13 protein-coding genes are annotated in these 12,424 nt (G+C 61.2%); 11 read left to right on the forward strand and 2 right to left on the reverse strand.

From position 1 onward, the window contains the following. The first annotated feature begins 22 nt into the window (after window positions 1-22). The 9 genes from AB4O40_RS25435 (at window position 23) to AB4O40_RS25475 (ending at window position 8,785) form a co-directional block, all read left to right on the forward strand. Window positions 23-2,290, forward strand: coding sequence for a chemotaxis protein CheA (locus tag AB4O40_RS25435; RefSeq protein ID WP_056721605.1), 2,268 nt, complete (start codon window positions 23-25; stop codon window positions 2,288-2,290). Window positions 2,291-2,338: 48 nt separating this feature from the next. Continuing rightward, on the forward strand, window positions 2,339-3,469 hold the full coding sequence (locus AB4O40_RS25440; protein WP_056721607.1) for a protein-glutamate methylesterase/protein-glutamine glutaminase: 1,131 nt from the start codon (window positions 2,339-2,341) through the stop codon (window positions 3,467-3,469). After that, window positions 3,469-4,209 (forward strand): flagellar motor protein, encoded by a 741-nt coding sequence (locus AB4O40_RS25445; protein WP_056721609.1) that lies wholly within the window; start codon window positions 3,469-3,471, stop codon window positions 4,207-4,209. The genes AB4O40_RS25440 and AB4O40_RS25445 overlap by 1 nt, the downstream gene beginning before the upstream one ends. Before the next feature lie 12 nt (window positions 4,210-4,221). Beyond that, window positions 4,222-5,112: a flagellar motor protein MotD gene (motD, locus tag AB4O40_RS25450; protein ID WP_056721611.1), complete on the forward strand. Its 891-nt coding sequence runs from the start codon at window positions 4,222-4,224 to the stop codon at window positions 5,110-5,112. 43 nt (window positions 5,113-5,155) lie between these two features. Then, window positions 5,156-5,944, forward strand: a complete 789-nt coding sequence (locus AB4O40_RS25455) for a ParA family protein (protein ID WP_056721613.1) — start codon at window positions 5,156-5,158, stop codon at window positions 5,942-5,944. Between the two features lie 117 nt (window positions 5,945-6,061). Then, window positions 6,062-7,021 carry a CheW domain-containing protein gene (locus AB4O40_RS25460; protein WP_460057467.1) on the forward strand — a complete coding sequence of 320 codons (960 nt, stop codon included), beginning with the start codon at window positions 6,062-6,064 and terminating at the stop codon, window positions 7,019-7,021. Window positions 7,022-7,097: 76 nt separating this feature from the next. Next, a complete protein-coding gene (locus AB4O40_RS25465) occupies window positions 7,098-7,583 on the forward strand; it encodes a chemotaxis protein CheW (RefSeq protein WP_007980742.1) in 486 nt (161 codons plus the stop codon). Beyond that, window positions 7,584-7,976, forward strand: coding sequence for a DUF2802 domain-containing protein (locus AB4O40_RS25470; RefSeq protein WP_409078495.1), 393 nt, complete (start codon window positions 7,584-7,586; stop codon window positions 7,974-7,976). 311 nt (window positions 7,977-8,287) lie between these two features. Beyond that, entirely contained in the window at window positions 8,288-8,785 is a 498-nt protein-coding gene (locus AB4O40_RS25475; protein ID WP_056721617.1) for a DUF6622 family protein, read from the forward strand. 155 nt (window positions 8,786-8,940) lie between these two features. Here the strand turns inward: AB4O40_RS25475 and AB4O40_RS25480 are convergent, their stop codons facing one another. Then, window positions 8,941-9,270, reverse strand: a complete 330-nt coding sequence (locus AB4O40_RS25480; RefSeq protein WP_414917928.1) for an EscU/YscU/HrcU family type III secretion system export apparatus switch protein — start codon at window positions 9,268-9,270, stop codon at window positions 8,941-8,943. Continuing rightward, window positions 9,267-10,841 (reverse strand): flagellar hook-length control protein FliK, encoded by a 1,575-nt coding sequence (fliK, locus tag AB4O40_RS25485; RefSeq protein ID WP_460057462.1) that lies wholly within the window; start codon window positions 10,839-10,841, stop codon window positions 9,267-9,269. Before fliK ends, AB4O40_RS25480 begins: the two co-directional genes overlap by 4 nt. Before the next feature lie 199 nt (window positions 10,842-11,040). On the opposite strand from fliK, the gene ccmA reads away from it, so the two are divergent. Continuing rightward, complete coding sequence (ccmA, locus tag AB4O40_RS25490; RefSeq protein WP_046037681.1) at window positions 11,041-11,676, forward strand: cytochrome c biogenesis heme-transporting ATPase CcmA; 636 nt, start codon at window positions 11,041-11,043, stop codon at window positions 11,674-11,676. After that, entirely contained in the window at window positions 11,673-12,341 is a 669-nt protein-coding gene (ccmB, locus tag AB4O40_RS25495; protein WP_007980754.1) for a heme exporter protein CcmB, read from the forward strand. The genes ccmA and ccmB overlap by 4 nt, the downstream gene beginning before the upstream one ends. The last annotated feature ends 83 nt before the right edge of the window (window positions 12,342-12,424 follow it).

Consider the following 12,424-nt stretch of genomic DNA (forward strand, 5'->3'; position numbering starts at 1 on the left):
GACCTGTAGGAGCACCCCCTTAATGAGCTTCGGCGCCGATGAAGAGATCCTTCAGGATTTCCTGGTTGAGGCCGGCGAGATTCTAGAGCAACTGTCCGAGCAACTGGTCGAGCTGGAAAGCCGTCCGGATGATGCGGATCTGCTCAATGCAATTTTTCGCGGTTTTCACACTGTAAAAGGGGGCGCCGGCTTCCTCCAGCTCAACGAGCTGGTGGAGTGCTGCCACATCGCCGAGAACGTGTTCGACATCCTGCGCAAGGGTGAGCGTCGCGTCGACTCGGAACTGATGGACGTGGTTCTCGAAGCCCTGGACGCGGTGAACAGCATGTTCAGCGAGGTCCGCGAACGCAGCCCGATCACGGCCGCGACACCGCAACTGCTCGCGGCGCTGGCCCGGTTGGCCGAGCCGCAATCGGCTGACGAAGTGGCGCCTGCGCCCGTCGCCGAGGTGATTGAAGAACCGGTGGCCGAATCCGGTTCCGACGACATCACCGACACCGAATTCGAACAACTGCTGGACTCGCTGAACGCCGTCAAGGCCCAGGCCGAGGCCCCGACGGTTGCTCCAGCGCCCGCCGGCAATGCCGCTGGCAGCGACGAAATCACCGATGCCGAGTTCGAGTCGTTGCTCGATCAACTGCACGGTAAAGGCCAGTTCGCCGTTGACGCGGTTGTCCCGGCGACCGCTGCGCCAGAAGTGCCGAAAGCGGCTGGCGACAGTTCCGATATTACTGACGACGAATTCGAAGCACTGCTCGACCAACTGCACGGCAAGGGTAACTTTGCTGTCGAGGCTTTGGAGTCGGCCATTGCTTCGGTGCCTGCACCTGCGGCACCAAGCGCGGTGGCGGCCGGCAGCGATCTGATTTCCGATCACGAGTTCGAAGCGCTGCTCGACGAATTGCACGGCAAAGGCAAGTTCACTGAAGTGGGCGCAACGGCTGGAACGGCAACCGGCGCCAACGCCTCGGTTGTGGCACCTGCCGCCAAGGCAGCCGCGCCGAAACCCGTGGCGAAGGCTCCTGAGCCAAAAGCCGAAACACCGGCCCCTGTGGCCGCCGCCGCACCGGCTGCTGCCCGCGCCCCGGCCGCGCCTGCTGCGGAAAAACCGGCGAGCGAAGCCGAGACCACCGTGCGTGTCGATACCGCGCGTCTCGACGAGATCATGAACATGGTCGGCGAGTTGGTGCTGGTGCGTAACCGCCTGGTCCGCCTGGGTCTCAACAGCGGCGACGAAGCCATGTCCAAGGCCGTGTCGAACCTCGACGTGGTCACCGCCGACCTGCAAACCGCGGTCATGAAGACCCGGATGCAACCGATCAAGAAAGTCTTCGGACGCTTCCCGCGCCTGGTCCGCGACCTGGCTCGCCAGCTCAAGAAAGAGATCAACCTGGAACTGGTCGGTGAAGAAACCGACCTCGACAAGAACCTCGTCGAGGCCCTGGCCGATCCGTTGGTCCACTTGGTGCGCAACGCAGTCGACCACGGCATCGAATCTCCGGAAGAGCGCGAAGCCTCGGGCAAGGCCCGTGGCGGCAAGGTCATCCTGGCGGCCGAGCAGGAGGGCGATCACATCCTGCTGTCGATCTCCGATGACGGCAAAGGCATGGACCCGAATGTCCTGCGCTCCATCGCGGTTAAACGCGGTGTGATGGACAAGGATGCCGCCGATCGCCTGAGCGACACCGAATGCTACAACCTGATCTTCGCCCCGGGTTTCTCGACCAAGACCGAGATCTCCGACGTGTCGGGTCGCGGCGTGGGCATGGACGTGGTGAAAACCAAGATTTCCCAGCTCAACGGCTCGATCAACATCTACTCGGCCAAGGGCCAGGGTTCGAAGATCGTTATCAAGGTGCCGCTGACCCTGGCGATCATGCCGACGCTGATGGTGATGCTCGGCAACCAGGCGTTCGCGTTCCCGCTGGTGAACGTCAACGAGATCTTCCACCTCGACCTGTCGACCACCAACGTCGTGGACGGCCAGGAAGTGGTGATCGTGCGGGACAAGGCGCTGCCATTGTTCTATCTCAAACGCTGGCTGGTCAGCTCCGCCGCTCACGAAGAGCAGCGCGAGGGCCATGTGGTGATCCTTTCGGTGGGCACGCAGCGGATCGGCTTTGTCGTCGATCAACTGGTGGGCCAGGAAGAAGTGGTCATCAAGCCATTGGGCAAAATGCTCCAGGGAACTCCGGGCATGTCCGGCGCCACCATTACCGGTGACGGCCGCATCGCGCTGATTCTCGATGTTCCGAGCATGCTCAAGCGTTACGCCACACGGCGTATTTGATTCTGGTGGAGCGGGGCGCCTGGCCTCGCTCCATCTAATGGAGTGTTTATGGCAGTCAAAGTCCTGGTGGTGGACGATTCGGGGTTTTTCCGCCGCCGCGTCTCGGAAATTCTTTCAGCGGATTCCAATATCCAGGTCGTCGGCACGGCGACCAACGGCAAAGAGGCGATTGATCAGGCGCTGGCCCTCAAGCCCGACGTGATCACCATGGACTACGAGATGCCGATGATGGACGGCATCACTGCCGTGCGGCACATCATGCAACGCTGCCCGACCCCGGTCCTGATGTTCTCATCGCTGACCCACGAAGGCGCCCGGGTCACCCTCGATGCGCTGGATGCCGGCGCGGTGGACTTCCTGCCGAAGAATTTCGAAGACATCTCGCGCAACCCCGAGAAGGTCAAGCAACTGCTGTGCGAAAAGATCCTGAGCATCTCGCGCAGCAATCGTCGCGTCAGCACTTACAGCGCTCCGGCGCCTGTGGCCGCACCCGCTCCAACACCCGCGTCTTCCAGTATCGGCAGTTACGGCAGCAGCGCGCCCGTGCGTCCGGCGCCAGCACCGATCCCTGCGCGGACCCATGGGGCCACGGCGTCGTCGCCCGCGCCGAAACGCAAAGCCTACAAACTGGTGGCCATCGGTACGTCCACTGGCGGCCCGGTCGCGCTGCAGCGGGTCTTGACCCAATTGCCGGCCAACTTCCCGGCCCCGATCGTGCTGGTCCAACACATGCCGGCCGCCTTCACCAAGGCCTTCGCCGAGCGCCTGGACAAGCTCTGCCGCATCAGCGTCAAGGAAGCCGAGGATGGCGATATCCTGCGTCCGGGCCTGGCGCTACTGGCGCCGGGTGGCAAGCAGATGATGATCGACGGCCGTGGCGCGGTGAAAATCCTCCCGGGTGACGAACGTCTCAACTACAAGCCGTGCGTGGACATCACCTTCGGTTCGGCAGCCAGGACCTACGGTGACAAAGTTCTGGCGGTGGTCCTGACCGGCATGGGCGCCGACGGCCGCGAAGGCGCGCGCCTGCTCAAGCAGGGCGGCAGTTCGATCTGGGCGCAGGACGAAGCCAGTTGCGTGATCTACGGCATGCCGATGGCCATCGTCAAAGCTGAACTCGCCGACGCGGTGTACAGCCTCGACGACATTGGCAAGCACCTGGTCGAGGCCTGTATCTGATGGATGTTCTAAGCCTGATTGGCATCATCATGGCCTTTGTCGCCATCATCGGCGGCAACTACCTTGAAGGCGGTCACCTCGGCGCCCTGGCCAACGGTCCGGCAGCGCTGATCGTGCTCGGCGGCACCATTGGCGCCGCGCTGCTGCAATCGCCGATGAGCGCCTTCAAGCGCGCCATGCAGATCCTCACCTGGATCCTGTTCCCGCCCCGTGTCGACCTGGCCGGTGGCATCGACCGCGTGGTGAACTGGAGCCTGACCGCCCGCAAGGAAGGCCTGCTGGGCCTCGAAGGCATCGCTGACGCCGAGCCCGACAACTACGCACGCAAAGGTCTGCAACTGCTGGTTGACGGCGCCGAGCCGGAAGCGATCCGCAGCATTCTGGAAGTGGATTTCTACACCCAGGAAAGCCGCGACATCGAAGCGGCCAAAGTCTTCGAAAGCATGGGCGGTTACGCGCCGACCATCGGCATCATCGGTGCGGTGATGGGCCTGATTCATGTCATGGGCAACCTCGCTGATCCATCGCAACTGGGCAGCGGTATTGCCGTGGCGTTCGTCGCCACCATCTACGGCGTGGCCAGTGCCAACCTGGTGCTGCTGCCGATCGCCGCCAAACTCAAATCCATTGCGCTGCGCCAGTCGCGTTATCGCGAAATGCTGCTGGAAGGGCTCCTGTCGATCGCCGAAGGTGAAAACCCACGCTCCATTGAGTTGAAGCTTCAGGGCTTCATGGATTAAGGGAATAAACTCATGGCCCGTCGTCGGCATCAGGAAGAACACGTTAACCACGAGCGCTGGCTGGTGTCCTATGCGGATTTCATCACCTTGCTGTTCGCCTTTTTCGTGGTGATGTACTCGATCTCGTCGATCAATGAAGGCAAGTACAAGGTCATTTCCGAGGCGCTGATCGGGGTCTTTACCGATTCCGATCGTTCGCTCAAGCCCATCCCGATCGGTGACGAGCGGCCGAAGACCGTGACCCCGGCCAAGCCGCTGGTCAAGGACAGTGACCAGGTCGATGCCGGCGTCTCCGGCGCCAGCGATCCGCTCAAGAGCATTGCCGACGACATCAGTGCGGCGTTCGGTGACCTGATCAGCTCCAACCAGATGACCGTGCGCGGCAACGAGTTGTGGGTCGAGATCGAACTCAATTCCAGCCTGTTGTTCGGCAGCGGCGACGCCATGCCCAGCGACATCGCGTTCAACATCATCGACAAGGTCGCGGCGATCCTGAAACCGTTCGACAACCCGATCCATGTCGAAGGTTTCACCGACGATCAACCGATCCGCACCGCGCAGTACCCGACCAACTGGGAGCTGTCCTCGGCCCGCTCGGCGAGCATCGTGCGCATGCTGGCGATGCAGGGAGTGAACCCCGGTCGCCTGGCTTCGGTGGGTTACGGCGAGTTTCAGCCGGTGGCCAACAACGCCACCGCTGAAGGCCGCGCCCGCAATCGTCGCGTGGTGCTGGTGGTATCGCGCAACCTCGATGTTCGCCGCAGCCTGACCGGCACCGGAACCGCCCATGCGCAACCGGATGCCGCATTGAAGCGTGCTGGCACACAAACTGCACCGACCCCGGTCAAGTCGCCGGTACGAGAGAACGCCGTCAATTCTCCGTCACCCGCATTAACACGTTGAGCTATTTCTCGGTCGATCCGTTCGGCCGGGAGGAACAATCCGAATGAGAGTCTGGGCAGTCGCCAATCAAAAGGGTGGTGTCGGTAAAACCACTTCCTCCATCGCTTTAGCCGGTTTACTGGCGGAGGCGGGCAAGCGCGTGGTCGTGGTCGATCTCGACCCCCACGGCTCGATGACCAGCTACTTCGGCTACGATCCCGACGCCCTGGAGCACAGCAGCTACGACCTGTTCCTGCACAAGGGCAACGTGCCCCAAGGCCTGCCGGGTCAACTGCTGCTGTCGACCAGTGACGAACGCATCTCCCTGTTGCCCTCCAGCACCGCGCTGGCCACCCTTGAGCGCCAGTCGCCGGGGCAGAGCGGTTTGGGCCTGGTGATTGCCAAGAGCCTGGCGCAATTGTGGCAGGACTTCGATTACGCCGTGATCGACAGCCCGCCCTTGCTTGGCGTGCTGATGGTCAATGCCTTGGCGGCGAGCCAGCAGCTGGTGATCCCGGTGCAGACCGAACACCTGGCGGTCAAGGGCCTGGAGCGCATGGTCAACACCCTGGCGATGATCAACCGTTCGCGCAAACAGGCGTTGCCCTTCACCATCGTGCCGACCCTGTTTGACCGACGCACCCAGGCGTCCCTCGGAACCTTGCGCGTGCTGCGCGACAAATTCCCCGAGGAAATCTGGCAAGGCTACATCCCGGTGGACACGCGCCTGCGCGATGCCAGCCGCGCCGGTCTGACGCCTTCGCAGTTCGACGGCAAGAGCCGTGGCGTTCTCGCTTACCGCGCGTTGCTCAAGCATTTGCTGGCGGCGCAACTTGTCGCGCAGGTGGCGTGACATGAGCCCAATTCCCGTAGGAGCTGCCGCAGGCTGCGATCTTTTGATCTTGCTTGGCGGAGCCCTTGATATCGCTAAAAGATCGCAGCCTGCGGCAGCTCCTACAGGGGGATGCCGATGAATCGGCCATTGAAGCTCACATCGCGCCCGCAACTGGCGTTGCAGTCGTACCTGGACAGCCTGCTGCAAGACGCGACCGAGGACATGGCGCCTGAGATTGAGGCGCTGGCCGAAGTTGTCGAAGCGGTGAAAGTCATCGAAGAGCAAGCCGTGCTGGACGAGTTCCAGGCTGCGGTGCTCGAGGAGCAGGTCCGGGATGCACAGAAGACCGCAGTGGCTGCCGCGCCGGTTGTTGCGCCTTTGGCAAAGACTCCCGTAGCCGTGGCCGAAGCCCCGGAACCCGTTCTGGCACCGGTTTCGACCCTTGCGCCACTGTTGCAAACCCTGGTGGTTCCCGTCATTGACGTGCCGGTAGAGCTGGTGACACCGCAGATCGAGGAGCCTCAGGCGCTGGTGCCGCCAGTCGTTGAAGTGCACCTGCCGCCGAGCAATACGCCGCCACCGGTGGAAACCGATGGTCGGCCGTCCTGGGCTGCCGAACCCTTCGAATGCCTGTTGTTCGATGTTGCCGGCTTGACCCTGGCGGTGCCGCTGGTGTGCCTGGGGTCGATTTACTCCCTGGCCGGCCACGAGTTGACGCCGTTGTTCGGTCAGCCGGAGTGGTTCCTGGGCATCCTGCCGAGCCAGGCCGGCAACCTCAAGGTGCTCGATACCGCGCGTTGGGTCATGCCCGACCGTTATCGCGACGATTTCAAGCAGGGCCTGCAATACGTGATTTCGGTGCAAGGCTACGAGTGGGGGCTGGCGGTGCATCAGGTCAGCCGCTCGTTGCGTCTGGACCCGAATGAAATCAAATGGAGAAGTCATCGAGGTCAGCGGCCATGGCTCGCCGGCACGGTGATTGAACACATGTGCGCCTTGCTCGACGTCGCCTCGTTGGCCGAGCTGATCGCCAGTGGCGGGGCAAAGCACATGTCCGGCAGCAAGCCGGGCCACAAACCGACATCAGTCAAATAAACAAAACAGGCGACGTCACTCTGATGATGTTGCACGGAACACACACCGCCAGGGCGGTTTCTTGAGGGGGCAGGGTATGAATGACAAGGCAACGGCGGCAAAGGGTTCCGAAGATCCGATCCTGCAATGGGTCACCTTCAAGCTGGATAACGAGACCTACGGCATCAACGTGATGCGCGTTCAGGAAGTCCTGCGTTACACCGAAATCGCCCCGGTCCCGGGTGCCCCGAGCTATGTGCTGGGCATCATCAACCTGCGCGGCAACGTCGTCACCGTGATCGACACTCGCCAGCGCTTCGGCCTGATGAATGCCGAAATCAGCGACAACACCCGTATCGTCATCATCGAAGCCGACAAGCAAGTGGTCGGGATCATGGTCGACAGCGTGGCCGAAGTGGTTTACCTGCGTCAGTCGGAAATCGAAACCGCGCCGAACGTGGGTAACGAAGAGTCCGCCAAGTTCATTCAAGGCGTGTGCAACAAGAACAACGAATTGCTCATCCTGGTCGAGCTCGACAAGATGATGAGCGAAGAAGAATGGTCGGAACTGGAGAGTATCTGATTGATTCTCGAGGTGGCGGTCATTGTCCTGTTCCTGTTCTGGGCAGGCACGCTGGCAATGTTCCTGGCGTACATTCGCGGTCAGAAGCAGATCGTCGCGCAACAGGCCAAGGTTGATGCGCTGCGCGATCAGCGCATCAAGGACCTGGTCAAGCGCGTCGACGACTACCAGAACGGCAACGTGCGCATGGGCGAAGACCTGCATGAACTGCGGGCGATCGTGGCGCCATTGCCGGACAAACTCGCTCAGCTGGAACAACGCGACCCCACAAGCCTGTCGTTTGCCCAGGCGGCGCGACTGGTCGGGATGGGCGCCAGCGTCAACGAACTGACCCAGTCCTGCGGCTTGACCCAGGCTGAAGCGGAGTTGATGAGCAAGCTGCACAAGAACTGAGTGTTGCGATCAGGCTGAAATCGCTTTCGTCGGAACGCCGCCCGGAGCAAGCCCGCTCCCACACTGGATCAATGTCGTACACAAAATTTGTGTTCACAGAAGACCAAATGTGGGAGCGGGCTTGCTCGCGAAGGCGTCTTAGAATGCGCAGCAATCTTCCCCGCGATCCGACTCATTCCTCTCTATCTTCAGACAGGGATTACGCTGTCGTAGTCTCCTGCCTATAACATTCTCAGATCCCACCGTCTTGTGATCGCAAACAGCGATCAGTAGTTTGATCTGCTCAAACATACACAGTGCCAGGAAGGCTTATGATCGACATTTTGCGTGGTACACCGCTGTGGGTTTATGCGGTGTTTTTTATTCTGAGCTACTACGGTGTCAGCGCCTGTTTCAGGAGCCACGTATCGAAAAGGTCATTGCAGATATCGCCCGTGATATTCGTGGCGTTGTCCCTCGCATCGCTCAATCCCTCCCAGGAAATTGCAATCCAGCTTTCAGTCTATACATTGGGATTGCTTGCGGGGTGGTTGCTGGCACTGCGTTTTTTCTCGTACAACAATGTGCAGTGCGAGGGGCAACATCTGGTTCTACCCGGTACGATCAAGGTACTGATTGTGTATTGGGGCTTTTTTGCCTGGCGTTATTACGAAGGTTACCAGGCGGCCATGTACCCGGAACTGGCCAATGAAATGTCGGCGGTCGCGGGGGCGGCGCTGGGGGCAGGGCTCATCAATGGTTTGATTGTTGGTCGCAGTTTCAAGCTATTGCGTTTTTTCAGGTTTGAACACGTGACGCCTCGGAGTTGATGAGCAAGTTGCGCAAGAACTGAGTTTTACAGTTTCTTGAGATTGCTATCGCGAGCAAGCTCGCTCCCACAGTAGTTGTATCTCGTACACAAAATACGTGTTCACTGAAGATCAAATGTGGGAGCGAGCTTGCTCGCGATGGCGGCCTTGAAAACTCAGTAGTCTTCCCCGCGTTCGGTAACATCCTTCTCCACCATCAGCGCATCCGGTTCCTGCCCCGCCGGAAACCTCCCCTTCAAATTCCACGCAAACGCAATGATCTCGGCAATCGTCAAATAGAGTTCCTGCGGAATGCTGTCCCCCAACTCCATCCTCGCCAGCAGCCTCACCAGCTCTGCGTTTTCGTAGATTGGCACTTCGCAGTCGCGGGCAATGCGCAGGATTTCTTCCGCCAGCGCTTCGTCGCCCTTGGCGGTGAGGGTGGGGGCGTGGGTGCCGTCGTATTTGAGGGCGATGGCCTGGCGTGGGGCGTTGGGGTTTTTCATGCGGTTTCGTCGACCCAGCGTTGTTCGAGGCGGGTTTGCGGGCCTTGGGGTGGTGTGCCGAGGTGGCAATCGAGGTCGCCGACGTTCAGGCCGGCGGACAGCAAGCGGTCACGCAGCCCGCTCAGGTTGCTTTCAATCAGGCTGGCGGTGTAAGGCCGTTCTGCCCAGAGCTGGCTGGAGAGGCTGCCCTTGATCAGTTGCGCCTGGATTTGCAGCGGCCCTAAAGGCTCCATGGCGAAGGCCAGTTCCACACGCCACAGCTGTTGTTTGGGGTCGCGTTCTTCGCGACGTTCCTTGGGCTGTTCTTTTTCGGGTGAGTCTTCACGCTGGAACTTGACCTGCAAGGGCACGATGTCCTGCATGTTGCGCATCGGGATTTCCAGTTGCCAGGTGCTCATCAGCCGTCCGTCGGCAGTTACGCCGGTTTGTTCCAGGCTCGACAGTTGATGGCTTTGCAGGCGTGAAACCGCGGCGGCGGCCAGGCGCAGCAGGTGTTCGAGGTCGTTTTCGCCGTCGGCGCCTTGCAACTGGCGTTCGGGCAGCGGGAAGCCGGTCGGCGACGGCTTGGCACTGACCTGGCCGAGCATGCCCAAAGCATTGCGGACAAAGTTCGGCATGGCCTGGGCCAGGGTGTTGGCGGCGATGATCGCGCCGAGGCTGGTGTTGGCCGGCAAGCCCTGACTCAACTGCGCAACCAGTTTGAGCAGGTCGCCTTTCATGTCCGGCGCGAGCGTCGGGTTTTGCCCGGTGAGCAGTTTGCTTTCGAGAAACACACCGCTGCTGGCCAGGGCCTGGGCCAGGCCCTTGGGGGTGCTCAGCTGTTGAACATCCGGCAGGCCAGCGAGCAACCGGGCAGCGGCGCTGCGCAATTCAACGGATGTCTGGTCCGAGGGCGCAAGGTTCTGCAGGCGCTTGAGCAAGCCATCCAGCGATCCCTGGCGGCTTTGCTGGTCGACCAGTTGCCGGGTCACCGCCAGTTGTTCCTGTCGGTTGCCCAGGGGCACGAATTTCACGGTATGGGCGTCTTGCACCTGCGCGCTCAACAAGGTGCCAATGCGCAAGGGCCGGGGGCTGTCGATGCTCAGGGTGCTGCCGTTCAGTGCGGTGTTGAGCAGGCCCACCATCGAGCGAAACACCATGGGCTGGCCGGGCACCTGGGGCAGCACTTGCGAGGTCAGCACCTTGCCCTGCAGCAGGGTGCCAACGGGCAGTTGCGCGGTGTCGAGGCGGGTGAGGGTGGTGACGTTGGAGGCAATGGCCTGTTGTACCGTCACGGCCAGGTTGCCGGCCGAGGGCTGGCTGACGACCAGCGTGGTGCCCTGGGCCAGCGGTTGATTACTGGTGGTCTGGACCGTGGTCTGGCGGCCGCTGTCGAGGGTGACCTTGAGCAGCATCTGGAAAGTCTGGTCCGCCTGCTTGAGCGACAACACTTCGGCCTGGGCGGTTTGACCGACGCTGATCAGCCCCTCCACCGGCGTCAGCAACTTGAGCAACTCACCGCTGACCACCTGCGGGCGCGAAGTCGCCGGGAGGGTTTGCGGTAGCGGGAGGATGTTCATTTCGCCTGTCATACGCGGTCACAACCTGAGGAAAATGCACTCTTTAGAGTAAGGCATGGCATGTATAATGCCGCGCCGTTGTATCCAAAAATGGCGAAAACTTTGCAATTGTTTGACGCAGCTCTCTAGAACAAGACGTCATTGCATCTATGCTGCATCTCTTTAACGGCCGCGCCAGAGCCGACTTGAACCGTATAAGGCCCGTGATCCCTTGACCAGTCCTGTCCTGCAAACCGTTGCCCTTGCCTGTGAGCGAGACCTTCGGCTGCTCTTCGAAAATCTCGATTTGAGACTGGCCAGTGGCGAAATGATGCAAATCAGCGGCCCCAACGGCAGTGGCAAGACCAGCCTGTTGCGCCTGCTCTCGGGGCTGATGCAGCCGACCGCCGGTCAGGTGCTGCTCAACGGCCAGCCGCTGAACGAACAACGCGGTGAGCTGGCGCGCAACCTGCTGTGGATCGGCCACGCTGCCGGGATCAAGGATTTGCTGACGCCGGAAGAGAACCTGAGCTGGCTGTGCGCCTTGCATCATCCGGCGACCCACGAGGCGATCTGGCAGGCGCTGGCCGCGGTCGGCCTGCGTGGTTTCGAGGATGTGCCTTGTCACACCCTGTCTGCCGGTCAGCAGCGACGCGTCGCCCTGGCGCGCCTTTACCTGGACAGTCCGCCGCTGTGGATCCTCGATGAACCCTTTACCGCCCTCGACAAGCAGGGCGTGGCACAGCTTGAATCTCATCTGGCCGGCCACTGCGAACGCGGCGGCATGGTGGTGTTGACCACCCACCACACGCTGAGCCGGATGCCGGCCGGTTATCGCGACATCGATCTGGGGAGCTGGGCCGTATGAGTGTTTTCGGCCTGCTGGTCGCCCGTGAGGCCCGTCTGCTGTTTCGCCGTCCGGCGGAACTGGCCAATCCGCTGGTGTTCTTCGCCATTGTCGTTTCGCTGTTCCCGCTGGCGGTCGGACCTGAGTCTCAATTGTTGCAAACCTTGTCTCCGGGACTGGTCTGGGTCGCGGCGCTTTTATCGGTTTTGCTCTCGCTGGACGGGCTTTTCCGCAGTGATTTCGAGGATGGATCCCTCGAACAGTGGGTCCTTTCGCCGCACCCCCTGGCTCTTCTGGTTTTGGCCAAGGTGCTGGCACACTGGGCTTTTTCCGGCCTGGCACTGGTTTTGCTCGCGCCTTTGCTGGCGCTGATGCTCGGTTTGCCTGCCGCCTGTCTGCCAGTGTTGCTGCTTTCGTTGCTGCTCGGTACACCGGTACTGAGCCTGCTCGGTGCAGTGGGCGCGGCGCTGACGGTGGGCTTGAAACGCGGTGGCCTGCTGCTGGCACTGCTGATTCTACCGTTGTACATCCCGGTGTTGATCCTCGGCAGTGGCGCCTTGCAGGCTGCCTTGCAGGGAATGCCGGCGACCGGTTATCTCCTGTGGCTTGGCAGCCTGACCGCCCTGGCGATAACCCTGACACCTTTTGCAATAGCTGCTGGCCTGAAGATCAGCGTCGGCGAATAATAACGAGGCCTGGTCATTTTTTGATCACTTCTTTTGACGGAAGGCAGGCCCTGGCTCTTCACAGTAAAGAGCAACCGTGATGG

This window comes from Pseudomonas sp. S2_F07 (genome assembly GCF_054668325.1).

Coding starts and splice junctions, on each gene's coding strand:
- AB4O40_RS25435 (WP_056721605.1), top strand. CDS start 23: ATGAGCTTCGGCGCCGATGAAGAGATCCTTCAGGATTTCCTGGTTGAG.
- AB4O40_RS25440 (WP_056721607.1), top strand. CDS start 2,339: ATGGCAGTCAAAGTCCTGGTGGTGGACGATTCGGGGTTTTTCCGCCGC.
- AB4O40_RS25445 (WP_056721609.1), top strand. CDS start 3,469: ATGGATGTTCTAAGCCTGATTGGCATCATCATGGCCTTTGTCGCCATC.
- motD (WP_056721611.1), top strand. CDS start 4,222: ATGGCCCGTCGTCGGCATCAGGAAGAACACGTTAACCACGAGCGCTGG.
- AB4O40_RS25455 (WP_056721613.1), top strand. CDS start 5,156: ATGAGAGTCTGGGCAGTCGCCAATCAAAAGGGTGGTGTCGGTAAAACC.
- AB4O40_RS25460 (WP_460057467.1), top strand. CDS start 6,062: ATGAATCGGCCATTGAAGCTCACATCGCGCCCGCAACTGGCGTTGCAG.
- AB4O40_RS25465 (WP_007980742.1), top strand. CDS start 7,098: ATGAATGACAAGGCAACGGCGGCAAAGGGTTCCGAAGATCCGATCCTG.
- AB4O40_RS25475 (WP_056721617.1), top strand. CDS start 8,288: ATGATCGACATTTTGCGTGGTACACCGCTGTGGGTTTATGCGGTGTTT.
- AB4O40_RS25480 (WP_414917928.1), bottom strand. CDS start 9,270: ATGAAAAACCCCAACGCCCCACGCCAGGCCATCGCCCTCAAATACGAC.
- fliK (WP_460057462.1), bottom strand. CDS start 10,841: ATGACAGGCGAAATGAACATCCTCCCGCTACCGCAAACCCTCCCGGCG.
- ccmB (WP_007980754.1), top strand. CDS start 11,673: ATGAGTGTTTTCGGCCTGCTGGTCGCCCGTGAGGCCCGTCTGCTGTTT.